Raw genomic sequence first — 24360 nt, 5'->3', positions numbered from 1 at the left:
GTGTTGACTGGCAGTCAATAAAGAAGCCGCCAGGTAGCGAAATTTTGCATAAACCGCATCGCGGAATTGGCCGTCGCCGGCGATCCTTGCGCCAACTGTGACAGCTACCCCGCAGATGGGTTACTATCGCGGGCAGAATCGACAAGCGATGCCTTTTGTCGTCCAAGGGATTGCCAAGCCACGGTCTGAGGATAATTGAGTAATGAGTGATCTGACTCATGACGGTGTAGAGCGTTTACCGCTGCACACATTCACTGAAAACGCCTATCTGAACTATTCCATGTACGTCATCATGGATCGGGCGTTGCCGTACATTGGCGACGGTTTGAAGCCGGTACAACGCCGTATCATCTACGCCATGTCTGAGCTGGGGCTGACCAACAGCGCCAAATTCAAGAAATCCGCCCGTACCGTGGGCGACGTGCTGGGTAAATACCACCCGCACGGCGACAGCGCGTGTTATGAAGCCATGGTGCTGATGGCGCAGCCGTTCTCGTATCGCTATCCGCTGGTGGACGGCCAGGGGAACTGGGGCGCGCCGGACGATCCCAAGTCGTTCGCGGCGATGCGCTATACCGAATCGCGCCTGTCCAAATACGCCGAAGTCTTGCTGGCCGAACTGGGCCAGGGCACGGTCGACTGGATCCCGAACTTTGACGGCACGCTGCAAGAGCCGAAGATGCTGCCGGCGCGTCTGCCAAACATCCTGCTGAACGGCACCACCGGCATCGCGGTCGGCATGGCGACCGACATTCCGCCGCACAACGTGCGTGAAGTCGCCGCGGCGGCGGTGGCGCTGCTCGACAAACCGGGCGCCTCGCTCGATGATCTGCTCGAGTTCGTGCAGGGGCCGGACTTCCCGACCGAAGCCGAGATCATCACTCCGCGCGATGAGATTCGCAAAATTTACCAGAGTGGCCGCGGCTCGGTGCGCATGCGCGCCGTGTGGAAGAAAGAGGATGGCAGCGCGGTGATCACCGCCTTGCCGCATCAGGTTTCCGGCGCCAAGGTGCTGGAGCAGATCGCCAGCCAGATGCGCGCCAAGAAGCTGCCGATGGTCGAGGATCTGCGCGATGAATCCGACCACGAAAACCCGACGCGTCTGGTGATCGTGCCGCGTTCCAACCGCATCGATCTGGAGCAGGTGATGAATCACCTGTTCGCTACCACCGATCTGGAACGCAGCTACCGCATCAACATGAACATGATCGGTCTGGACAACCGCCCGCAGGTGAAAGGGCTGGTGGAGATCCTCACCGAATGGCTGGCCTACCGTCGCGATACGGTGCGCCGCCGCCTGAACTACCGCCTCGAGAAAGTGCTCAAGCGTCTGCATATCCTCGAAGGTTTGCTGGTGGCGTTCCTCAACATCGACGAGGTGATCCACATCATCCGCAGCGAGGATGAGCCGAAGCCGGTGCTGATGCAGCGTTTCGGCATCTCCGATACCCAGGCGGAAGCGATCCTCGAGCTGAAACTGCGTCACCTGGCCAAACTGGAAGAGGTCAAGATCCGCGGTGAGCAGGATGAGTTGGCGAAAGAGCGCGATCAGCTGCAGGCGCTGCTGGCGTCCGAGCGCAAGCTGAATACGCTGATCAAGAAAGAGATCCAGGCCGATGCGCAAACCTATGGCGACGATCGCCGTTCACCGCTGACCGAGCGTGCGGAAGCCAAGGCGATGAGCGAGCATGACTTCGTGCCGTCCGAGCCGGTGACCATTGTGCTGTCGGAAATGGGCTGGGTGCGCAGCGCCAAGGGCCACGATATCGATCCTGCCGGGTTGAGCTACAAGGCCGGCGACAGTTTCCGTGGTGCGGCACGCGGCAAGAGCAACCAGCCGGTGGTGTTCATCGATTCTACCGGGCGCAGCTATGCGCTCGATCCGATGACGCTGCCGTCGGCACGCGGGCAGGGCGAGCCGTTGACCGGCAAGCTGACACCGCCGCCGGGCGCCACCATTGAGCAGGTGCTGATGGCGGCCGACGATCAGAAGCTGCTGATGGCGTCCGACGCCGGTTACGGCTTCGTCTGTACCTTCAACGATCTGGTGGCGCGCAACCGCGCCGGCAAGGTGATGATCACGCTGCCGGACAACGCCAGAGCGCTGCCGCCGATGGAAATTCACGGCGCAGACGATATGCTGCTGTCGATCACCGCCGCCGGGCGCATGCTGATGTTCCCGGTCGCCGATCTGCCGCAGCTGTCGAAGGGCAAGGGCAACAAGATCGTCTCCATTCCGGCGGCGCAGGCCGCAGCCGGTGAAGACAAGCTGGCCTGGCTGTTCGTGCTGCCGCCGCAGGCGTCCGTCACGTTGCACGTTGGCAAACGCAAGCTGACGCTGCGCCCGGAAGATCTGCAGAAGTTCCGCGCGGAGCGCGGCCGCAAGGGGACCCAGCTGCCGCGTGGCCTGCAGCGCATCGATCGCGTCGAAGTGGATGCGCCGGTGCGGGCGTCGGGCGGCGACAGCGAAGAGTAAGCGTTGGCGCTAGCGTTAACGGGCGGTCGCAGCATGCTGTGGCCGCCTTATTTATTTTTGCTGGCGTTTATTTTCCAAATAGTTAACATTTCTGCGCATAAAATTATTGTGCGTACTGCCGCCTGGCAGGAAAATAGCGAGAAATGCGGGCGACATGGGCGTGCTTATCGCCCGGCCGGCAAATAATGAGTAAAGGAATCTGCGCAGCGAAGTAAACTGCGTTGGCAGTGTGCTAATGAGGTTGTTATGTTATTGATTTTGCGTGCCGTTCTCGCCACTCTCTTCTGTATTCTGGTGTGTATTTTCGGTTCTATTTATTGCTTGTTCAGCCCGCGCAACCCCCGCCATGTGGCGACCTTCGGCCATCTTTTCGGCCGCCTGTCGACGCTGTTCGGCATCAAGGTTGAAACCCGCGTGCCGGCCGATGCGGCCAACAACGGCAAGTGCATCTATATCGCCAACCACCAAAATAACTACGACATGGTGACGGCTTCTAATATTGTGCAGCCGCGCACCGTGACCGTCGGTAAAAAAAGTCTGGTATGGATCCCGTTTTTCGGCCCGCTGTATTGGCTGACCGGTAATCTGCTGATAGATCGTGATAATCGCGCCAAGGCGCACGGCACCATCGCCCAGGTGGCGGAGCAGTTCAAAAAGAAAGACATTTCTATCTGGATGTTCCCGGAAGGAACCCGCAGCCGTGGCCGTGGGCTGATGCCGTTTAAAACCGGCGCGTTCCACGCGGCCATCGCCGCCGGCGTGCCGATTGTACCGATCTGTGTATCCACCACCAGCGGTAATATAAATCTTAATCGCTGGAATAACGGGCATGTGATCGTCGAGATGTTGGCGCCGGTGGATACCAGCAAATACGGCAAAGAAAACGTGCGCGAGCTGGCGGCCCATTGCCGCGAGCTGATGGAGGCGAAAATCGCCGAATTGGACGCTGAAGTCGCCCAGCGCAACGCCGCCAAAAAATAAGAGTCTACCGGCTTCAAAGAATAAGGTTTTAATTGGCGTTCAGCGCCGTTAACGCCTGAACGCCTGCTAATCTTGATTGGCGGGCGTTTGGGTTTTGCACACGGTTTAGTTATTGCTTTTCATGGAGAAGATATGTCACTCAGTCGACGTCAGTTTTTACAGGCATCGGGCCTGGCGCTGTGCGCGGGCGCCGTGCCGCTGAGGGCTGAAGCGAGCGGAACGCAGACCCCGTTACCCATTCCTCCGCTGCTGGAGTCTCGCCGCGGTCAGCCGCTGTTCCTGACCTTGCAGCGCGCCCACTGGGCGTTTATGGATAACCGCAAAGCGGCGGTGTGGGGCATCAACGGCATGTACCTGGGGCCGACGGTGCGGGTTTACAGCGGTGACGACGTCAAACTGATTTACAGCAACCGTCTGCAGGAGCCGGTGGCGATGACCATCAGCGGTCTGCAGGTGCCGGGCACCCTGATGGGCGGCGCGCCGCGCATGATGTCACCCAACGTTGACTGGTCGCCGGTGCTGCCCATCCGTCAGGCGGCGGCTACCTGCTGGTACCACGCCAACACCCCAAACCGTATGGCGCCGCACGTTTACAACGGGTTGGCCGGGCTGTGGCTGGTGGAGGATGCCGTCAGCAAAGCGCTGCCGCTGCCCAACCACTATGGCGTCGACGATTTCCCGTTGATCATTCAAGACAAACGCTTCGATAACTTCGGCACGCCACAATACGACGCGCCGTCGCAGGGCGGCTTCGTCGGCGATACGCTGTTGGTTAACGGCGTGCAAAACCCGTATGTCGACGTATCGCGCGGCTGGGTGCGTTTGCGCCTTCTAAATGCCTCCAACGCGCGGCGTTATACCCTGCAGCTCAGCGACGGGCGGCCGTTCAACGTGATCGCCAGCGATCAGGGCTTCTTGCCTGCGCCGGTCGCGGTGCAACAGCTTTCGCTGGCGCCGGGCGAACGCCGGGAAGTGCTGATCGACATGTCGAAGGGCGAGGAGGTGACCATCACCGCCGGTGAAGCGGCGGGCATCATGGATCGCCTGCGCGGCCTGTTCGAGCCGTCGAGCATTCTGGTGTCCACCCAGGTGCTGACGCTGCGCCCGACCGGCCTGCTGCCGCTGGTGACCGACAACCTGCCGATGCGCCTGCTGGCGGATCAGCTGTTGGACGGCAGCGCCAGCCGCACCCGCGATTTCCGCCTGGGCGACGGCGGCGCCGGCATCAACGGCGCGATTTGGGACATGAACCGCATCGACGTACAGGCACAGCAAGGCACCTGGGAACGTTGGAACATTCATGCGGATACGCCGCAGTCGTTCCATATTCAGGGCGTGCAGTTCCTGATCAAACGCGTCAACGGCGCGCAGCCGATGGCGGAAGATCGCGGCTGGAAGGACACCGTCTGGGTCGATGGCGACGTCGAGCTGTTGGTGTATTTCAACCAACCTACCTCCGAACACTTCCCGTTCCTGTATTACAGCCAGACGCTGGAGATGGCCGATCGCGGCACCGCCGGCCAGCTGATGGTACAGCCGACAATGTAACCCGCTCTGCGGGCCGCTTAGGGCGCCCGCAGCATCTCCAGGAAGGCCTGCACCACCGGCGTGACGCTGTCTGCGCGGTAAACCGCGTACAGATCCGCCGGCGGCGCCTGTTGCAGCGAGCAAAAGCGTACGCCGGGCCACGGAATGCGGCCGTAGCTGTCCGGCAGCAGCGTAATGCCGCAGCCTTCCGCCACCAGCGCCAGCAGGGTTTGCGGCTCGTTAACCTGATAAGCGACGTCCGGCAAAAATCCCTGCTGCAGGCACAGATTGTGCAGATACAGCCCCAGGCTGGCCTCATGCGGCGGCAGCACGATGAAGCTATCGTTCTGCAGCGCCGCCAGCGGAATGTTTTCCTGCTGCGCCAGCGGATGATCAAGCGGCAGCACGACGGCGATGCTTTCGCTTGCCAACCGTTGGCAGGTCAACCCCGGCAGCGTCTGTTGCTGTGCCTCTCGCCAGACCCCGATGTCGATATGCCGCTTTTGCAGCGCGATGATTTGCTGGCTGGGCGTCAGCTCGTTCAACGACCAGGTGACGCCGGCGCTCCGCTCGCTGAATCGCCGCAGCGCCGCGATCAGGCCGCCCCAGGCCGAGGTGCCGACCATACCGACCACCATATGGCCGCCTTCGCCACGCCCCATCTGTTGCACCTGATGCAGCGCGCTGTCGGCCTGATCCAGCAGTCGCTCGACGTTGCGCAGCAGCGTGCGGCCGGCCGGCGTCAGCGTCATGGAGCGGGTGGTGCGTTTGAACAGCACCACCCCGAGCTGGCTTTCCAGATCCTTGATGTGCTTGCTGAGCGGCGGCTGTGACATATTCAGCCGTCGCGCCGCTTGGGTGAAGTTCATCTCTTCCGCCACCACGCGGAAATAGTGCAGCAGGCGGAAGTTAATCCGGCCGGGATCGGGCAGGGCTTGGGGCGGGTTCATCCGGGGTAAGGCCTCCTGTGACGCAGCTCAACTTATAGGTAAATGGAATAAATCGGCCGCCAAGAATGTATTGGTCTCGGCCGCGCCTCGCTCTCTACTATGGGGATTATTATCCCCCGCTGAAAGAGAGAATACGATGTTTAATCAAGAAGATGCTTTTACCTGCGCCGATGTCGTCCGCACCCGTTTGCCGGGCTTCCAGCCGAAAGCGGCCTTGATTCTCGGCTCCGGGCTCGGCGCTTTGGCGGAGGTGATGACCGAAACCGTCACCCTCGACTACGCGGAGCTGCCGGGTTTCCCGGTGAGCGGCGTCGCCGGCCACGCTGGGCAACTGGTCGCCGGCAAGCTGGAGGGCGTGCCGGTCCTGTGCATGAAAGGGCGTGGTCATTTCTATGAAGGACGCGGCATGCAGGTGATGACCACCGCAGTGCGCACCTTCAAACTGCTGGGCTGCGAATTCCTGCTGGCGACCAACGCCGCCGGTTCGCTGCGCCGCTCGGTGGCGCCGGGCAGCCTGGTGGCCATTACCGATCACATCAACTTCATGCCGGAATCGCCGCTGGTCGGCGCCAACGACGAGCGCTTCGGGCCGCGCTTCTTCAGCCTGGCGAACGCCTACGATCGCGATCTGCGCGCCCAACTGGCGGCGGTGGCCGAAAGCGCGGGCATCCCGCTGGCGGAAGGGGTATTCGCCGCCTACACCGGGCCGAATTTCGAAACGCCGGCGGAGATCCGCATGATGCAGACCCTGGGCTGCGACGTGGTGGGCATGTCGATCGTGCCGGAAGTCCTGACGGCGCGCCACTGCGGTCTCAAGGTGTTGGTGGTGTCCGCGATGACCAACTACGCCGAAGGGTTGTCGGACACGCCGCTCTCCCATGAACAAACGCTCAGCTGCGCGGCGCTGGCGGCGGACGATTTCATGCGCCTTATCCGCGAGCTGTTCAAAACGCTGTAAGACCGCAAGCAAACCGGCGGCGGGCTGCAGGGGGCCTGCTGCACCAATCATCGTTGAAAGCATAATAACAAGGTGATGGCGATGGCGATAAAAACACGATTAAAAGTCATGATTTTCCTGCAGTTCTTTATTTGGGGCGCCTGGCTGGTGACGCTGGGCTCCTACATGATCAACACGCTGCATTTCAGCGGTATGCAGGTGGGAATGGTTTACAGCGCCAAGGGTATCGCCGCGCTGATCATGCCGGGGCTAGCGGGCATCATCGCCGATCGATGGATGAAGGCCAACTACCTGTATGCGCTTTGCCACCTGTTCGGGGCGCTGGCGCTGTACTGCGCGGCGCAGGTCGAGCAACCGATGCTGATGTTCTGGGTGATGCTGTTCAACGCCATGGTTTATATGCCGACCATCGCGCTCTCCAACGCCATTTCCTATTTTTGCCTGGAGAAGCACGGCTTTGACACGGTGAAGGACTTTCCGCCGGTGCGGGTGTACGGCACGGTGGGATTCATTCTGGCAATGTGGCTGGTCGGTTTCAGCCAAATCGAGCTCAGCAATCTGCAGCTGTATCTGGCTTCTGCGGCGTCGCTGCTGCTGTCCGCCTATTCGCTGACGCTGCCGCGCTGCCCGACCAACCGCGCGGCCGAGTCGAAGAGCTGGGTGAGCGTGCTGGGGCTAGATGCGCTGGTGTTGTTCCGCCAGCGGCGCATGGCGCTGTTTTTCCTGTTCGCCATGTTGCTTGGCGCGGCGCTGCAGATAACCAATACTTTCGGTAACCCGTTTCTGCACGATCTGTCGCTCAATCCGCTGTATCAGGACAGCCTCAGCGTCCGGTATCCGGCGGTGCTGCTGTCGCTGTCGCAGATCTCCGAAGTGTTCTTTATCCTTACCATTCCCTTCTTCCTGCGCCGTTACGGCATCAAGCAGGTGATGTTGATCAGCATGGCGGCCTGGACGCTGCGTTTCCTGTTTCTGGCTTACGGCACGCCGGTCGGCTTTGGTTTCGTGCTGCTGCTGTTGTCGATGATCGTCTACGGCTGCGCCTTCGACTTCTTTAATATCTCCGGCGCCATCTTCGTCGAGAAGGAGGCCGACCACCGCATCCGCGCCAGTGCGCAGGGGCTGTTCATGACCATGGTCAATGGTCTGGGCGCCTATGTGGGTGCGCTCGCCAGCGGCGAAGTGGTGGATTTCTTCAGCCATGACGGCGTGAAAGACTGGCAGAGCATCTGGCTGGTGTTTGCGTTGTATACGCTGGTGCTGGGGATTGTGTTCGCGTTGAGCTTCAACTACCGCCACTCGCCGCAGGAGAGTGCGGCGGCGGCGGCGCAGCAAGGCTGAGGGCGCCGAGTGACGGCGCCTTGAAACGTCAGGCCTGCGAGAAGCGCTGTTGCAGTTGGTGCCGGTCCGGCGGATTGGCGGCGCCGAGGCTGGCCACCACGCAGGCGGCGACCCGGTTGGCCAGATCGACCGCCCGCGGCAGCGGCCAGCCGGCGGACAGCCCCGCCAGCAAACCGGCGCAGTGGGCATCGCCCGCGCCGATGGTATCGACCACGTCCACCGGATAGGCGAGAACGTGCAGCGGCGGCGTGCGGCCGTCGCAGATCCAGGCGCCGTCGCGATCTAGGCGGCAGATCAGCGTCAGGTTACGGGCGGCGGCATAGCGCTGCGCGGCATCCACGGCGTCACCCGCGCCGCACAGCGCGGCCACTTCGTCGCGGTTGAGCGTCAGCAGGGTGTGGCTGTCGCTGAGCATGGCGAAGAAATCTTCGCTGAGTTGGGCGATGCGCGGGCCGGGATCGATCAGACGCGGTTGGTCGAACGGCATGCGCGTCAGCCACTCGCGCAGCGCTTCGCCGTTTTCGCCCGCCAGCTCATAGCCGCTGGCGTAGATCAGGGTGTGTTCCGTCAGCGGCAGCGTGGCCAGCTGCGCTTTATTCCATTGGCTTTCGCAACCGGAAACCGTGATGAAGGTGCGTTCGCCGTTCGGCTCCACCAGCGCCAGGCACCAGCCGTTGTCCATCTGGCCGTGGCGCAACAGCACCTCCAGCCCCAGTTCGCCCATGGCGGCTTCGACAGCCGCGCCCCATTCGCCGTTGCCAACCGGCATGCCGTTGATCACCGGCACTTCAAGGCGCGTCAGCGCGCGCGCCACGTTGAACGCGCAACCGCCGATTTGCCGCGCCTGCGGCTGGGCTTCGATATCTTCGCCGCTGGTCGGCAGGCGGGGCAGCGTCATCACCAGATCGCCGACCGCGCCCCCAATCACCAGGACAGGTGTTACAGCTTCCCACTCACTCATTGATGTTCTCTGCGTTGGGTCAGGTACAGACCGTAAGCGATCAGACTCACCGCAAACGACACAAACAGCCCCAGGCTGGAATCGGCAAACAAGCCTTTGGCCAGCGGGCCGTCGATAAAACCAGTTTTAGTGACCAGCAGGCCGCACAGGGCGCCGAGGAACCAGCAAAACAGCGGGGCTTTGCGCACGCCGCGGTTCTGGCCATGCAGGCCGTACAAAGCGTTGCCATCATACCCGTGGCGACGGCGCAGGCACAGGTAATCGAGCAGGAAAATCGCCTCCCAGGCCGCCAGGAACACCCCGCAGAACACCAGGAAGGAGATGAACGGCCCCATAAAGTCGCCGGAGATGAACAGCACATACAGGGCGATGCCCAGCACCACGACCGCGTCGATCGATACCGCCAACCACTGTTTGACCTGTACGCCGATGGTCAGCAGATTAAGGCTGGCGGAATACAGGCTGAGCACCGCGATGGTGACGATGCCGGCGGTGGCGGCCAGCAGATAAGGGATCGCCATCCAGGCGGGCAGCACCGAGCCAATCAGCGCGATGGGGTTGGCGGCGCTGGCCAGATCGGGCAGCTGCACGGAAAGCAGAATACCGGCCAGCATCAGCAGCATTAGCGGCAAACAGGCACCGCCCATCACCGCGGCGAAAATGCCTTTGCTCGACGAGCTCGGGCTTTGATAGCGGCTGTAATCGGCGCCGGCGATTGCCCAGCTGATGCCGGTGCCGGCGGCGATCACCGATACCGCCGGCAGGAAGCCGGTCAACCAGCTGCCGGAAGGCAGCGCCAACACCTGGCTCCACTCGGTGTTGAACAGGATATAGAGCACCACGATCAGCGTCATGGTGCCGAAGATGCGGCTGAACCAGCTTTGCATCCAGACCACGGTATTTTGCCCCAGCAGGCTGACGACGACAGTGAGCCCGCCGAACAACAATAGGCTGAGCGCGGTCAGCAGGTGGCTGGCCCCCAACCCGAAGGCCTCGAACAGCGCCGCCAGCGTCAGGGTGCCGGTGATCACGTTGACCGCTTCCCAGCCCATCAGGTTGATCCAACTGAACAGGGTGGGCGCCACGTTGCCCTTCAGCCCGAAAATCACCCGCGACAGCGTCAGCGTAGAGGTGCGCCCGCGCTTGCCGGCGAAGCTGGTGAGGCCGACCAGCACGAAGCTGGCGACGCCGACCAGCGCGGCGAGCACCGATTGCAGAAAAGATAAGCCGAAGCCGACGATGATGGCACCGTACACTACGCCGAGGATGCCGATATTGGCCGCCGACCAGATCCAAAACAGCTCGATGGGCTTGCCGGTCTGCTCCGCGTCCGGCACCCGGTCGATACCGGTGCTTTCTACCTTCCATGCTTCATTGCGATTGATATCGGTCATAGCAAATGATCCCTGTTGCGCAGGGCCGCGAGGGCCGCCGCAGTTGACTGAAAATCGATTCCGTTGGCGCGGTTGAGGCCGGCTATCCCGTGGTCGGGGGACGACGCCGATTCCGCGCAGTGTGTAGCGGCTGAGACCGCCAGGTCTGTCAAAATGAGGGCGGTATCCGCCTTATCGGGTGAGGCACGTCGGCCGCACGGCGCCAATGAGTGTAGCCAAAGAGTGGGTCTGCAGCGGGGGTTGGCGAAGCGGGTACGTTTCTATTTGCCGACATCAGTCCGGTTCGCTCACGCGATAGGATCCTGTGACGCGGCTATGAGCCGTGAGCAAGCTATCCATTAGCTCCGTTGCTTATTATCGGCCGTTTGTGCTGGCAGTATATGCCCGCTGCCGGCCATCAAGGGTATCCTTTAGGGCTGGCAGCGGGTTTTTTATTGTTTTTAAAGTGGGTCCCTGGTGTTGGTGCTATTGATGTATCAACATCAATAAGCACAGATTACGCGCGATCTAGATCCAATGAAAGTCCATTAGGCAAAAATTGTGATGCCACTCTGAAAACATTAGCGATATTTTAGTTAAGGTGAGGGGCTTATCGCCGGACAGGCGATAGGATAAAAATGAAATTCAGACAAATGGCATAAGCAGGAGGGCGGGCGAATGACGGATTTTATGGCCTGGCTGCGTGGCCATCTGGCGCAGGGGGCGGTAGCGCCGCGTTATATTCAGCTGGCGACGGCGATAGAAACTGCAATCAGGCAGCAGGTGTTGGCGGCGGAGGCGTTTTTGCCGCCGGAACGGCAGATGGCGGAAGGCCTGGCGCTGTCGCGCGTCACCGTCAGCAAGGCGATGAAGCTGCTGGAGGAGAAGGGGCTGATTTCGCGGCAGCAGGGCGTTGGTACCCGCGTGGCGATGCACATTGGTTATTCCCTCGATAAGGACAGCGGTTTCACCGCTCAGGCGCTGCGTCACGGCAGCCGCGTCAGCAATCGATGGCTGCTGCGCACCCGGGTCGGCGCACCGGCCAAGGCCGCGGCGGCGCTGGGGCTGGCGGAGGGAGACGAGGTGATTAAACTGCGGCGGTTGCGCTTGCTGAACGGCAGCCCGGTCTCGCTGGAAACTACCTATATACCGCCGCGCTTCCTGCCAGAACCGGGGCAGCTGGAACATTCGCTGTATGCGCTATGGCAATCGCGCGGCATCGTGCCTGAAGATAAACACTTTCTGTTGAAGGCGGTATCCTGCAGCGACGAGGTCGCCGAACTGCTCAACGTACCGTGCGGCGCGCCGTTGTTGCACATCATCCAGACCAGCCGCAACGCCCGGGGCGAGGCATTGGAGTACAGTGATATCTTGTGCCGCAGCGATGTTTATGAATTCGAGGTGAATGGTTAGCGAAATAACCATGCTCTTTTTGTCACTAGTGCGTATAATCGCCGCCCGGCGATTAATTAACCTGTAAAAAGAGCGGCAGAATGAGCACCACCAGCCTGATCCAACCCGATCGTGAACTGTTTTCCTATAAGCCTTATTGGGCGGAATGTTATGGCACCGCGCCGTTTTTACCGATGTCGCGAGCCGAGATGGATCAACTGGGCTGGGACAGCTGCGACGTGATCATCATCAGCGGCGACGCCTATGTCGACCACCCGAGCTTCGGCATGGCGATCATCGGCCGCATGCTGGAAGCGCAGGGCTTCCGCGTCGGCATCATCGCGCAGCCGGACTGGAGCAACAAAGAAGATTTCATGCGGTTGGGGAAACCGAACCTGTTCTTCGGCATCACCGCCGGCAACATGGACTCGATGATCAACCGCTATACCGCCGATCGCAAACTGCGCCACGACGATGCTTACACCGCCGGCAACGTCGGCGGCAAACGCCCGGATCGCGCTACCCTGGTCTACAGCCAGCGCTGCAAAGAAGCCTATAAAGACGTGCCGATCGTGTTGGGCGGCATTGAAGCCAGCCTGCGCCGCATCGCCCACTACGATTATTGGTCGGATACCGTGCGCCGTTCGGTGCTGGTGGACTCCAAAGCCGACATGCTGATCTACGGCAACGGCGAACGCCCGCTGGTGGAAGTGGCGCACCGTCTGGCCGCCGGCGAGAAAATCGGCGATATCCACGATATTCGCAATACCGCGGTGATGCGCAAAGAAGCGCTTCCGGGCTGGAGCGGCGTGGATTCCACCCGCCTCGACAAGCCGGGCCGCATCGAACCTATCCCGAACCCGTACGGCGAGGATCTGCCGTGCGCCGACGGCGCCAAGCCGAAAGAGCCGGAAGCCAAGCCTGTCACGGTGCGCGCCGCCAAGCCGAAGCCGTGGGAGAAGACCTACGTGCTGCTGCCGTCCTTCGAGAAAGTGAAGGGCGACAAGGTGCTGTATGCGCACACCTCGCGCATTTTGCACCATGAAACCAACCCAGGCTGCGCCCGCGCGCTGATGCAGAAACACGGTGACCGCTACGTGTGGATCAACCCGCCGGCGATCCCGCTGACCACGCCGGAGATGGACAGCGTCTTTGCCCTGCCTTATCAGCGTGTGCCGCACCCGTCCTATGGCCAGGATCGCATTCCGGCCTATGACATGATCCGTTTCTCGGTGAACATCATGCGCGGTTGCTACGGCGGCTGTTCGTTCTGTTCGATCACCGAGCATGAAGGGCGCATCATCCAGAGCCGTTCGGAAGATTCGATCGTTCGCGAAATCGAAGAGATCCGCGACAAGGTGCCGGGCTTTACCGGCGTGATCTCCGATCTGGGCGGCCCGACCGCCAACATGTACATGCTGCGCTGCACTAACCCGCGCGCCGAGCAGACCTGCCGCCGCGCCTCGTGCGTGTATCCGGAGATCTGCACTTATATGGACACTAACCACGAGCCGACCATCAAGCTTTACCGCCGCGCGCGTTCGCTGGAGGGCATCAAGAAGATCCTGATCGCCTCCGGGGTACGTTACGATCTGGCGGTGGAAGATCCGCGCTATATCAAGGAACTGGCGACCCACCACGTCGGCGGCTACCTGAAGATCGCGCCGGAGCACACCGAAGAAGGCCCGCTGTCGAAAATGATGAAACCGGGCATGGGCAGCTACGATCGCTTCAAACAGCTGTTTGATCACTATTCGAAGCAGGCGGGCAAAGAGCAGTACCTGATCCCGTACTTCATCTCGTCGCACCCGGGCACCCGCGATGAAGACATGGTGAACCTGGCGCTGTGGCTGAAGAAGAACCGTTTCCGCCTCGATCAGGTGCAGAACTTCTATCCTTCGCCGATGGCCAACTCCACCACCATGTATTACAGCGGCAAAAACCCGCTGAGCAAGGTGGGGTACAAGAGCGAAGACGTGGTGGTGCCGCGCGGCGAGCGCCAGCGTCGCCTGCATAAGGCGCTGCTGCGTTACCACGATCCGGCCAACTGGGCGCTGATCCGCACCGCGCTGGAAGAGATGGGGCTGAAGCACCTGATCGGCAGCCGCCGCGAGTGTCTGGTGCCGGCGCCGAGCATCGACGAGCAGCGCGAGGCGAAACGGCTGCAGCGCCACACCCGGCCGGCGCTGACCAAACATACCGATATTAATCGGCAGCGCACGCCGTCCAACCGGCCGCCGCGCAAGCCGATTCGCAAGGCCAAGCCGTAACGACCACGCCGCGTGCGCAAACAAAAAGGAGAACCCCCGGGTTCTCCTTTTTACTTTAGCTAATTACAACCGTTCGTAAGCGGCTTCCACTTTCATCAAATGGCGCGGCGCCTGCGGTGCGGGATGGTATTTGCGCACGTGCCAGTTAAAGGCTTCTGGCGACAGGTTGTTGATCATCGCGATCGCCTGCTGGCGATTACTGGAGAAGGTGCGCAGCAGCGCGCCGGTGCCGTTGACGTAGGCGATGATGGTGGCGTAGCGCAGCGTGACGGGATTGGCGATCCCTTTAAGCTGTTGTTTTTGCAAGGTGGCCAGATAGGCGGCGCCGAGATCGATATTGGTGTCGGGATCCCGCAGGTCATCGTCGTCCGGGCAGCCGCGTTTGCCTTTGTAGCGGTAGGCATCGCAGCCGGCGGTATCGGCTTTCAGCTGCATCAGGCCGATCGCATTGGATCTGCTCACAGCGGAAGGGTTGAAGCCGGACTCCACCTGGATCATGGCGGTGATCAGCTTGGCGTCCACGCCGTATTCGCTGGCGGCGTCTTTGATGGCGCTATCGAAGGCGTGGCGATCGTAGCTGACGCGCTGTTTCTTGCCGGCGCAACCCGCCAGCACCAGCATGATGCAAAGCATGCCCAGCCGTGACCCGTGTGAGAAAGAGAATTTCATGGTGCTCCGTGCTTGTCTGTTTTTTAACGGCGTTAACCGGTGGCCGGAGCCTCCGGCGTCGTCATCATAACGTCAGGCGGCGCAAAGGAGCAATGTGTGGGAAGGAAAAGCCCCCTCCGGCGGGAGAGGGCTTGAGCGTGGGTTTACAGGGTATCCGGATCCGGCCCCAGGCGGTTGCCGACGTCCAGCTTGGCGATCTCGCCCAGTTCGTCCTTATCGAGTTTGAAATCAAATACCTCGAAGTTTTCGCGAATGCGCGACGGCGTGACGGATTTCGGGATCACGATAAGACCGCTGTCCAGGTGCCAGCGCACCACGATTTGCGCCGGGGTTTTCTCGTATTTCTCGGCCAGGGCCTTGATCAGCGGCTGGTCGAATACCCCTTCACCGCCCTGCGCCAGCGGGCTCCAGGATTCGGTGGCGATATGGTGCGTAGCGTTCCAGGCGCGCAGTTGGCGCTGTTGCAGCAGCGGGTGCAGCTCGATCTGGTTGACGACCGGCGCCACGTTGGTTTCATCCAACAGACGCTGCAGGTGCGGCGTATGGAAGTTGCACACGCCGATGCTTTTCACCAGGCCTTGTTCGCGCAGTTTGATCAGCTCGCGCCAGGCGGAGACGTATTGATCCTGCTGTGGGCGCGGCCAGTGGATCAGATACAGATCCACATAGTCCAGCTTGAGCTTTTCCAGACTGGTTTCCAGCGCCGCCAGCGGATCGCCCTGATCGTCGTTCCACAGCTTGGTGGTGATGAACAGGTCGCTGCGCGGCAGCGCGCTGGACTGCAGCGCGGCGCCGACGCCTTCCTCGTTCTTGTAGATCGCGGCGGTGTCGATGGAGCGGTAACCGATCTCCAGCGCTTTGCTGACCGCGCGGGTGGTCTCTTCAATACTCGCCTGCCAAACGCCGAGACCCAACTGCGGCATCAGATTACCATCGTGGAGTTTGATGATGGGTTGTTGCGTTGTCATGCGCATCTCCTTGTGTACGGATTGCGGCGCCTGCGGCACCGAAACGGCTATAGATAAATTCTAGTTGGCAAAGTGGGCGGTTGCCGGGTTTGCCAGCCTAATTTCAGCGGTGGCGGGAGGGCGATTCTCTCCCCGCTCTCCCTGCGAATGAGCGGTAAGACGAAGGGTGCGAAACGATCGGCGGCGCGCTGAGGCGCCCGACGACGCCCGGCGATCGGCCGGGCGCCGGATGCGGCGAAAAATGGCTGACGGAGACTAAAGCCTAGCAAAAAATCGCCGTTTTGCGATTAACGCGCCGCTTCATAAATGCGGCGGCTGACGTCCAGGGTGATGTCTTGATGCTCGCCCAGGGCGGTCATGCCGTGCTGATGCAGCTTGTCGAGCAGCGCCGGAATGCTGCTGCCGTCGAGCTGATAATCCGCCATGCGGGTCGGTACGCCCATCTGTTCGAAGAAGGCGCGGGTGGCGGCGATGGCGCCGTCGATGCGGCTGTCTTCGCTGCCTTCGCGCAGGTCCCAGATGCGGTCAGCGTACTGCAGCAGTTTTTCGCGCTTCTGCGCTTTCTTCTCGTGCAGCAGCGCCGGCAGCACGATGGCCAGCGTTTGTGCGTGGTCGAGATCGTGCATGGCGGTCAGTTCATGGCCCAGCATGTGGGTCGCCCAGTCCTGCGGCACCCCGGCGCCGATCAGGCCGTTCAGCGCCATGGTAGCGCTCCACATCACGTTGGCGCGCACCGCATAGTTTTCCGGCTCGGCCAGCGCGCGCGGGCCGTCTTCCAGCAGGGTCAGCAGCAGGCCTTCGGCGAAGCGATCCTGCACCTTGGCGTCGACCGGGTAGGTCAGATACTGCTCCAGGGTGTGTACGAAGGCGTCGACCACGCCGTTGGCTACCTGGCGCGGCGGCAGCGAGTAGGTCACGACCGGATCCAGCACGGCGAAGCGCGGCTGCACCAGCGGCGAGAAGAAGTGCTGCTTGTCGCCGCTGCTTTTACGGGTGATCACCGCGCCGCTGTTGGACTCGGAACCGGTGGCCGGCAGCGTCAGCACGCAGCCCATCGGCACCGCGTCGGCGATGTGGCTGCCGACGGTCTGCAGGATATGCCAGGCGTCGCCGTTGGCGGTATAACGGGCCGCGGCGGCGATGAATTTGGTGCCGTCAACCACCGAACCGCCGCCGACCGCCAGCAGGAAATCGATGTTTTCCGCCTTCACCACCTCGACCGCTTTCATCAGCGTTTCGTAGGTCGGGTTCGGCTCAATGCCGGAGAACTCCCGCACGTCGCGGCCGGCCAGCGCGCTATACACCTGATCCAGCACGCCGTTTTTCTTCACGCTGCCGCCACCGTAGGTGATCAGGATGCGTGCGTCCGCTGGGATCTGGCCGGCCACGTCGGCAATTTGGTCCTTGCCGAACAGGATTTTGGTTGGGGTATGCAGAATGAAGTTTTGCATGGTTGATTTCTCTCTTTCTGTCAGGCGGGCGCCAACGCGGCGCAAAGGTGTCTGGCCCGTATTGTCAGGAACCTGGCGGCAACGCACAATGCACATTCCTGTTTGGTTCTTGCCTATTTCTACAACTGCCTGTAGAAATGGAGAGCTTTAAATTATGATTTATGCCGAATCGTTCTGACTGTAAGAGGGTGTTTCCGTGACTGAAATCGATGCGCTGCGCAGCCGCATGGCGCGCCAGGCGATGGCTATCGCCACCGGCAATGGCTACACGTCCTCACCGGTGCCGCGGGTGAAGATCCTGTATGTCGATCGCCACTGCCCGCGCCAACCGGTGATGTACGAACCGGGGATCGTCATCATCTTTCAGGGGCACAAGGTCGGCTATTGCGGCAACAAGGTGTTCCAATACGATCCGCGCAACTACCTGCTGATGACGGTGCCGCTGCCGTTCGAGTGCGAAACCTTCGCCAGCCCGGAGTTGCCGCTGGTGGGGTTGGCGGTCAATATCGATACCCAAATGCTGCAGGATTTGCTGATCGACATCGGCGACGACGACTACCTGATGCAGCCGCGGGCGGAGAGCAACGGGGTAAATCTGGCCGAGCTGACGGAAGCGCTGCTGTGTGCCACTGAACGCCTGCTGGACGTGATGGCCAAGCCGCTCGACGCCCGGGTGCTGGGGCCGCAGATCGTGCGCGAGATCCTCTACTATGTGCTGCGCGGCACCTGCGGTGCGTCGCTGCAGGAGCTGGTTAATCGGCATACCCACTTCAGCCAGATCGCCAAGGCGCTGCGGCGCATAGAAAATCAGTATGCCGACAATCTCAACGTCGAGCAGTTGGCCAGCGAGGTCAACATGAGCGTGTCGGCGTTTCACCATAACTTCAAGGCGGTGACCAACACCTCTCCGCTGCAGTACGTGAAATCGTACCGGCTGCATAAGGCGCGCCTGTTGATGGTGCATGACGGTCTGAAGGCCAGCACGGCGGCGATCCGCGTCGGTTACGAGAGCGCGTCGCAGTTCAGTCGTGAATTCAAACGGCTGTTCGGCATGACGCCGAGCGATGAAGTCGCCCGGCTGCGCGATGCCAATCCGCTGCTGCTGGAGGGCTGAGCCGCGTTTACGGGGTCAGAACGATCTTGCCGAACGGCCCGCGATCGAGATGATCCAACGCCTGCGGCAGCTGGTCGAAGCGGTATACCTGATCGATCACCGGCTGCAGGTTGACGGCGTCCACGGCGCGCACCAGATCTTCCAGCGCGCGGCGATGGCCGACGCCGATGCCCTGGATCTGCGCCGATTTCAGCAGCAGCAGGCCGGCGGGCGCGGAAATCTCGGCGCCCGCCAGCACGCCGATCACCGAGATGCGGCCGCCCACCGCCACGGCGCGTACTGAGTTGCCGAGATTCGGGCCGCCGACGGTGTCGATCACATGGTTGATGCCGCGATCCTGCGTCAGCGCATAAACCGCCTCCACCCAATCGCCGTTCAGCCGGTTGATGCCGTGACTGGCGCCCAGTGCCCGGGCGCGCGCCAGCTTTTCATCGCTGCCGGAGGTCACGTACACCTCGGCGCCGTGCGCTTTGGCGATCTGCAGCGCGAACAGCGCCACGCCACCGGTGCCTTGCACCAGCACCGTCTCGCCGGCATGCAGTTTGCCTTGCTCTACCAGCGCGAACCAGGCGGTCAGCCCGGCGCACGGCAGGGTGCTGGCCTGCGCGTCGTCCAGCGACGTCGGCGCCGCCACCAGCCAGTCTTCATGCAAAATCACGTATTCCGCCAGTACGCCCTGATAGAAGCCGCCAAGGGTGTGGTAAGGCACCTGGCGCGCATCGCCGTACGGTTTTTGCCGGCCGTCGAGCCAGCCGGGGCTGAAGGTGGAGATGACCCGGGCGCCGGGTTGGAACCGGCTGACGCCGGGGCCGATAGCGTCGACCTCGCCGGCCATGTCAGAGGCGGGGGTGAACGACTGCGGCAGCGTCAGCCCCATGCCGCTTTCAATCATCATTTTGTCGCGGTAGTTGAGCGCTACCGCCTTCACTTTCACTCTGATTTCGTGTGGCCCCGGCTGCGGGATCGCGTCGGTGGTCAGCTGCAGGTGTTCACGCCCCAGGGCGTCCATCGTCCAGCGTTGCATCGTGTCGGTCATGATGTTCTCCAAAGTCAGCGATTAACGACCTGTCGATAATATCGTTGATAGAGGTTCGCCAGTGGCGATAAGATTTCCGCAGATTGTTTCTTTCAGAGCGACAAATCATGAGCGATCGATTGAGCGGCATTTCGGTATTCGTCACCGCCGTGGAGGCGGGCAGTTTTGCGTTGGCGGCCAGTCGGTTGCACCTGTCGCGTTCGGCGGTAGGGAAAACCATCGCCCGGCTGGAACAGCGGCTGGGCGTGCGGCTGTTTCATCGCACCACCCGCAGCCAGAGCCTGACCGACGACGGTGCGTTGTTCTATGAGCGCTGCCTGCGGGCATTGGAGGAGATCCGCAGCGCGGAAACGTTGCTGGAGTCGGGCAAGCGGCAGGTCAGCGGCCGGCTGCGGGTGTCGATGCCGGTGCTGTTTGGCCGCATGTGTATTGCGCCGTTGCTGACCGATCTGACGCGTGAGCACCCTGGCCTGGAGCTGGAGCTGTCGTTCAGCGATCGGGTGGTGGATCTGATTGAGGACGGTTTCGATATGGCGATCCGTAACGGCACGCTGGCCAACAGCAGCGGGCTGGTGGCGCGTCGTATCGGCGATCACCGCATGACGCTGTGCGCCTCGCCGGCGTATCTGCAGCGGTGCGGCGAACCGCACAGCATCGAGCAATTGGCCCAGCATGAGGCGGTGACCTATATGCGCGCCGGCGCGCGGCGCAGCTGGCGGGTGCTGGACGAGAACGACAAACCGCAGGACGTGATGCCGAATAACCGGTTGCAGATGGACGATTTGCAGGCGATTGCGGATGCAGCGACGGCGGGTTTCGGCATCGCCTGGCTGCCGTGCTGGCTGGTGCGTGAGCAGCTGTTGAGCGGGGCGCTGGTGCGCTTACTGCGCGATCGGCCGGGCGCCGCCTTTGATGCGCATGCGGTATGGCCACACACGCCCCACCTGCCGCTGAAGGTGCGGCTGGCGGTGGATACGCTGGTGAGCAAGTTGCCCGCCAGTCTGGCGTTGGTCGAGAAGGCGCTGTAGTGCGCCTGGATCAGGAGGAGGAGGCGCGCTTTTTACGCCAGATCACCAGCATGGCGCCCAGCAGGCCGACGAACAGCAGCAACAGCGGCAGCAGCATCAGGCCGGTCATCACCTGGCTTTCGTAGCGTTTCACCAGAGGGATTTGGCTGAACGCGTAGCCGAGGCCGACCAGCGCGCAGACCCAGATCGCCGCACTCAGCCAGTTGAACACCTGGAAGCGCGAACTGTTGAGCCCGGAAATGCCGGCCATGGTCGGCAGCAGCGTGCGCACGAAGCCGAGGAAACGGCCGATCAGCAGCGCCGTCAGCCCGTGGCGGTTGAACAGGTTATGAGCGCGCTGGTGATATTGCGCCGGCAATTGCAGCAGCCAGCCTTTCACCAGGCCGGTGTGGCCCAGCCAGCGGCCCTGGATATAGCTCAGCCAACAGCCGAGGCCGGCGGCGGCGGTCAGAATCAACAGGGTGGGGGCAAAGCCCATCACGCCTTTGGCGATCAGCGCACCCGACAGCAGCAGCAGGCTGTCGCCGGGGAGGAAGGAGGCGGGCAGCAGTCCGTTTTCCAAAAACAGGGTGGTGAAAAGCACGGCATAAACCACCCAAATCACGCTAGGATCGGCGAGGGCGATAAAGTCCTGCTGCCAAAGCGCATGAATAATCTCTCGTAATACATCCATTTTATGTCCTGTTGCATGCCGGTTGCGCCCGGGGTCACGTTCTCCAGGATGCGGCGGTTACCGTATCTGACAGTTATCCGGTTAGTGTACCGCTAATAGCTTAAGCCGACATTAAACGAGACGAAGAAAATTACCGGAATCCGCCTTAGCGCACGCCGTTGAGGCGATCGAAACCGGCCGCCAGATCGGCGATCAGGTCTTCGACGTTCTCCAGGCCGATGTGTATGCGCACCAGCGTGCCGGAGAAATCGACGCCGCCCGCCGGCCGGATGGCTTCCAGCTCTTCCGGCTGGTTGGCCAGGATCAGCGACTCGAAGCCGCCCCAGGAGTAGGCCATGCTGAAGTGGCTGAAGTTGTCCAGGTAAGCGGCCAGCTGGGCATCATCCAGCCGCTCTTTCAGCACGAAAGAGAACAGCCCGTTGCAGCCGCTGAAGTCGCGGCGGTAGAACTCGTGGCCCTTGCAGCTGGGCAGGGCTGGGTGATTGACCGTCGCCACCTCCGGCCGTTCGGCCAGCCAGTTGGCGACCTCAATGCTGCTGCGCTCGTGCTGCTTCAGGCGCACGCTCAGGGTACGCAGGCCGCGGCTCGCCATGTAGGCGGTGTCGGCATCCACCATCTGCCCCATCAGATAGGAGTACTCGCGCAGTTGCTCCCAACAGCGCGCGTTGGCGACGGCGGTGCCGAGCATGTAATCGGAATGGCCGATCAGGTATTTGGTGCCGGCCTGAATGGAGATATCGATGTCGAAATCCAGCGCCTTGAACAGCACGCCTGCCGCCCAGGTGTTGTCGATCATGATCACCACCTCCGGCGCCACGGCACGAATGGCCTGCACCATGGCCGGGATATCCTGCACTTCCAGAGTGATGGAGCCGGGGGATTCCAGGAACACCACGCGGGTATTGGGTTGGATCAACGTGGCGATATCGGCGCCGATCAACGGATCGAAATAGGTGGTGCTGACGTTCATGCGACCGAGGATGTGGGTGCAGAAATCCTGGGTCGGTTCGTACGCCGAACCGGTGACCAGCAGGTGATCGCCGGCGCCGACGAACGACAGGATCGCATTGGCCACCGCCGCCGCGCCGCAGGGGTACAGCACGCAGCCGGCGCCGCCCTCCAGCTCGACCATCGCATCTTGCAGGGCGAAGTGGGTCAGCGTGCCGCGTCGGCCGTAAAACAGCTCGCCGTGGGCGCGTTGCGCGGTGGCGTGCTTTTTGGCGGCGACGGAGTCGAAGACCAAAGAAGAGGCGCGTTGCGTGACGGGATTGACGGAGCCCTGGGTGTAGCGTTTGCCGCGGCCGGCGCCGATCAGCGTGGTTTCGATGTGTTTTGACGTCATGGTACCTGGCTCACCTCTGGTTGCTCTGCACGTGCCCGTTTACGATAGCCCTTACGTTAGCATGAGTTGATATAGCCATCCAGACGTTTTAACTTCTGGATATAGAAACGGCTATAATTGGCTGTCAGCGGCGCATTTCTCGCCTCATCCTTCTGCCGAGCGGCGAGAGAGAAGCCCATTCATCGGTCGAGACGTCGTTCGGCAGGGTGGTCTTGTTACACCGTTGTGGGAGAAAAGTAACGAAATAACCCCATAAAAGGAGCGTTTGGCGGTGAACGGGCGCGGATTGGCGCTTTGCCGCGGGGCTGGCTAAAATTTTCGCGTTTATTTGGTAAATAATAATGAGAACTACTATCAATCCCCGGTTGGTTTGATATGATCGCACGCTGAATTATTCCTTAATTTTGATCGGTAATGGGTGGAGGCACAGCGTGAAAACGGCTGGCAAGAATTTAAATCAAGGATCGTTCGGTCAGGGCCGGGCGCAGTGGGGCAAGGCCTTTGGCCGCAGCCTGATGGCTTCTATGGTGCTGGTTGTGGGGCTGGCCGGCAGCGCGCAGGCAGCGCCGGCGGCCAATCCGGCCGTTACCGAAAGCGTTGCGCCGACCACCGCGCCTGCACCTGCAGCCGCTGCGCCGGAAAGCATCACGCCGGTGAACCCGGCACCGACGATCCAGCCACCGGAAACCCGCGGCATGGACCTGTCCATTTGGGGCATGTACCAGCACGCCGACGCGGTGGTGAAAGCGGTGATGATCGGCCTGGTGCTGGCGTCTATCGTGACCTGGACCATTTTGTTCGCTAAAGGCAGTGAACTGCTGCGCGCCAAGCGCCGTCTGCGTCGCGAGCAGTTGGCACTGGCCGAAGCGCGCTCGCTGGATGAAGCTTCCGAGCTGGCGCAAAACTTCTCCCCGGAGAGCGTCAGTGCGGTACTGCTGAACGATGCGCAAAATGAGCTGGAGCTGTCTGCGGAATCCAACGACAACAACGGCATCAAAGAACGCACCGGTTTCCGTCTCGAGCGCCGCGTGGCGGCCTACAGCCGTAACATGGGCCGCGGCAACGGCTTCCTCGCCACCATTGGTGCCATCTCGCCGTTCGTCGGCCTGTTCGGTACCGTCTGGGGCATCATGAACAGCTTTATCGGCATCGCCCATTCGCAGACCACCAACCTGGCGGTCGTGGCGCCGGGCATCGCAGAGGCGCTGCTGGCGACTGCGATGGGCCTGGTAGCGGCGATCCCTGCGGTCGTTATCTACAACATCTTCGCCCGCGTCATCAGCGGCCATCGCGCCCAGGTAGGCGACGTGGCGGCGCAGGTCTTGCTGCTGCAGGGCCGCGATCTGGATCTGGCCGCAACGGCGGAAGCCAAGCGCTCACAGCACGCACACCAACTGCGGGCGGGGTGAGTCATGGCGATGCGCTTAAATGAAGATCTGGACGACAGCGGCGAACTGCATGAAATCAACGTGACGCCGTTTATCGACGTCATGTTGGTGCTGTTGATCATCTTTATGGTGGCCGCGCCGCTGGCAACGGTAGATATTCGCGTCGATCTGCCGGCCTCCTCCGCCAAACCGCAGCCGCGGCCGGAGAAACCGGTCTTCCTGTCGGTGAAGGCTGACAAGCAGCTCTACGTTGGCGATCAGCCGGTGAATGCCGATCAGCTGACTTCGGTGCTGGATCAACGCACTCAGGCGAACAAAGAAACCACCATCTTCTTCCAGGCAGACAAGAGCGTGGACTATGAAACGCTGATGAGCGTGATGGACACCCTGCGTAAAGCCGGCTACCTGAAAGTGGGGCTGGTGGGCATGGAAGGTGCCGCCAAATAGCGGTAGCAAAACGAT

The 24360-nt window shown here is 61.6% G+C and carries 20 protein-coding genes; 11 read left to right on the top strand and 9 right to left on the bottom strand.

From position 1 onward, the window contains the following. Positions 1-202: 202 nt before the first annotated feature. From parC to ftsP, 3 genes are all read left to right on the top strand, one after another. Positions 203-2476: a DNA topoisomerase IV subunit A gene (gene parC, locus ACJ8J4_RS23535; RefSeq protein ID WP_015379079.1), complete on the top strand. Its 2274-nt coding sequence runs from the start codon at positions 203-205 to the stop codon at positions 2474-2476. A 246-nt stretch (positions 2477-2722) separates the two neighbouring features. Next, the gene (locus ACJ8J4_RS23530) at positions 2723-3457 is read left to right on the top strand and encodes a 1-acylglycerol-3-phosphate O-acyltransferase (RefSeq protein WP_025304300.1); all 735 of its coding nucleotides are present in this window, start codon (positions 2723-2725) and stop codon (positions 3455-3457) included. Positions 3458-3589: 132 nt separating this feature from the next. Continuing rightward, the gene (gene ftsP / locus ACJ8J4_RS23525; RefSeq protein WP_025304299.1) at positions 3590-5005 is read left to right on the top strand and encodes a cell division protein FtsP; all 1416 of its coding nucleotides are present in this window, start codon (positions 3590-3592) and stop codon (positions 5003-5005) included. A gap of 17 nt (positions 5006-5022) precedes the next feature. On the opposite strand, the gene ACJ8J4_RS23520 is transcribed toward ftsP, so the two are convergent. Beyond that, positions 5023-5934, bottom strand: a complete 912-nt coding sequence (locus ACJ8J4_RS23520) for a LysR family transcriptional regulator (RefSeq protein WP_043142098.1) — start codon at positions 5932-5934, stop codon at positions 5023-5025. A 136-nt stretch (positions 5935-6070) separates the two neighbouring features. On the opposite strand from ACJ8J4_RS23520, the gene xapA reads away from it, so the two are divergent. Continuing rightward, positions 6071-6892 carry a xanthosine phosphorylase gene (gene xapA / locus ACJ8J4_RS23515; protein ID WP_142591165.1) on the top strand — a complete coding sequence of 274 codons (822 nt, stop codon included), beginning with the start codon at positions 6071-6073 and terminating at the stop codon, positions 6890-6892. A gap of 81 nt (positions 6893-6973) precedes the next feature. Beyond that, complete coding sequence (locus ACJ8J4_RS23510) at positions 6974-8233, top strand: nucleoside permease (protein ID WP_127146331.1); 1260 nt, start codon at positions 6974-6976, stop codon at positions 8231-8233. 28 nt (positions 8234-8261) lie between these two features. On the opposite strand, the gene ACJ8J4_RS23505 is transcribed toward ACJ8J4_RS23510, so the two are convergent. Beyond that, positions 8262-9194, bottom strand: a complete 933-nt coding sequence (locus ACJ8J4_RS23505; RefSeq protein ID WP_197836029.1) for a PfkB family carbohydrate kinase — start codon at positions 9192-9194, stop codon at positions 8262-8264. Beyond that, positions 9191-10588 (bottom strand): purine-cytosine permease family protein, encoded by a 1398-nt coding sequence (locus tag ACJ8J4_RS23500; RefSeq protein WP_049204426.1) that lies wholly within the window; start codon positions 10586-10588, stop codon positions 9191-9193. The genes ACJ8J4_RS23505 and ACJ8J4_RS23500 overlap by 4 nt, the downstream gene beginning before the upstream one ends. 657 nt (positions 10589-11245) lie before the next feature. Between ACJ8J4_RS23500 and ACJ8J4_RS23495 the strand changes: the two genes are divergently transcribed. Then, on the top strand, positions 11246-11980 hold the full coding sequence (locus ACJ8J4_RS23495) for a GntR family transcriptional regulator (RefSeq protein ID WP_043142111.1): 735 nt from the start codon (positions 11246-11248) through the stop codon (positions 11978-11980). 80 nt (positions 11981-12060) lie between these two features. Beyond that, positions 12061-14229, top strand: coding sequence for a YgiQ family radical SAM protein (locus ACJ8J4_RS23490; RefSeq protein ID WP_025304292.1), 2169 nt, complete (start codon positions 12061-12063; stop codon positions 14227-14229). Between the two features lie 63 nt (positions 14230-14292). Here the strand turns inward: ACJ8J4_RS23490 and ACJ8J4_RS23485 are convergent, their stop codons facing one another. From ACJ8J4_RS23485 to yqhD, 3 genes are all read right to left on the bottom strand, one after another. Beyond that, a complete protein-coding gene (locus ACJ8J4_RS23485; protein WP_025304291.1) occupies positions 14293-14898 on the bottom strand; it encodes a transglycosylase SLT domain-containing protein in 606 nt (201 codons plus the stop codon). A gap of 143 nt (positions 14899-15041) precedes the next feature. After that, positions 15042-15866, bottom strand: coding sequence for a 2,5-didehydrogluconate reductase DkgA (gene dkgA, locus ACJ8J4_RS23480; protein WP_016930128.1), 825 nt, complete (start codon positions 15864-15866; stop codon positions 15042-15044). Between the two features lie 287 nt (positions 15867-16153). Further along, complete coding sequence (yqhD, locus tag ACJ8J4_RS23475) at positions 16154-17317, bottom strand: alcohol dehydrogenase (protein WP_049208377.1); 1164 nt, start codon at positions 17315-17317, stop codon at positions 16154-16156. Between the two features lie 226 nt (positions 17318-17543). Between yqhD and ACJ8J4_RS23470 the strand changes: the two genes are divergently transcribed. Then, positions 17544-18431: an AraC family transcriptional regulator gene (locus tag ACJ8J4_RS23470; protein WP_212637121.1), complete on the top strand. Its 888-nt coding sequence runs from the start codon at positions 17544-17546 to the stop codon at positions 18429-18431. A gap of 7 nt (positions 18432-18438) precedes the next feature. Here the strand turns inward: ACJ8J4_RS23470 and ACJ8J4_RS23465 are convergent, their stop codons facing one another. Further along, positions 18439-19467, bottom strand: a complete 1029-nt coding sequence (locus ACJ8J4_RS23465) for a zinc-dependent alcohol dehydrogenase family protein (RefSeq protein WP_264383748.1) — start codon at positions 19465-19467, stop codon at positions 18439-18441. 107 nt (positions 19468-19574) lie between these two features. On the opposite strand from ACJ8J4_RS23465, the gene ACJ8J4_RS23460 reads away from it, so the two are divergent. Further along, positions 19575-20495 carry a LysR family transcriptional regulator gene (locus ACJ8J4_RS23460; RefSeq protein ID WP_049296249.1) on the top strand — a complete coding sequence of 307 codons (921 nt, stop codon included), beginning with the start codon at positions 19575-19577 and terminating at the stop codon, positions 20493-20495. Between the two features lie 10 nt (positions 20496-20505). Here the strand turns inward: ACJ8J4_RS23460 and ACJ8J4_RS23455 are convergent, their stop codons facing one another. After that, positions 20506-21168 carry a DedA family protein gene (locus tag ACJ8J4_RS23455; protein ID WP_025304285.1) on the bottom strand — a complete coding sequence of 221 codons (663 nt, stop codon included), beginning with the start codon at positions 21166-21168 and terminating at the stop codon, positions 20506-20508. A 145-nt stretch (positions 21169-21313) separates the two neighbouring features. Then, the gene (metC, locus tag ACJ8J4_RS23450) at positions 21314-22510 is read right to left on the bottom strand and encodes a cystathionine beta-lyase (protein ID WP_043142120.1); all 1197 of its coding nucleotides are present in this window, start codon (positions 22508-22510) and stop codon (positions 21314-21316) included. A gap of 431 nt (positions 22511-22941) precedes the next feature. Here metC and exbB point away from each other — a divergent pair, with 431 nt between their 5' ends. Together exbB and exbD are read left to right on the top strand one after the other, a co-directional pair. Continuing rightward, positions 22942-23919, top strand: a complete 978-nt coding sequence (exbB, locus tag ACJ8J4_RS23445; RefSeq protein WP_072269874.1) for a tol-pal system-associated acyl-CoA thioesterase — start codon at positions 22942-22944, stop codon at positions 23917-23919. A gap of 3 nt (positions 23920-23922) precedes the next feature. Further along, positions 23923-24345 carry a TonB system transport protein ExbD gene (gene exbD, locus ACJ8J4_RS23440; protein WP_004937307.1) on the top strand — a complete coding sequence of 141 codons (423 nt, stop codon included), beginning with the start codon at positions 23923-23925 and terminating at the stop codon, positions 24343-24345. Positions 24346-24360 lie beyond the last annotated feature (15 nt).

This window comes from Serratia sp. CY47280 (assembly GCF_052168655.1).
Lineage (GTDB): Bacteria > Pseudomonadota > Gammaproteobacteria > Enterobacterales > Enterobacteriaceae > Serratia > Serratia bockelmannii.
This window is presented reverse-complemented; position numbering and strand designations above follow the sequence as displayed.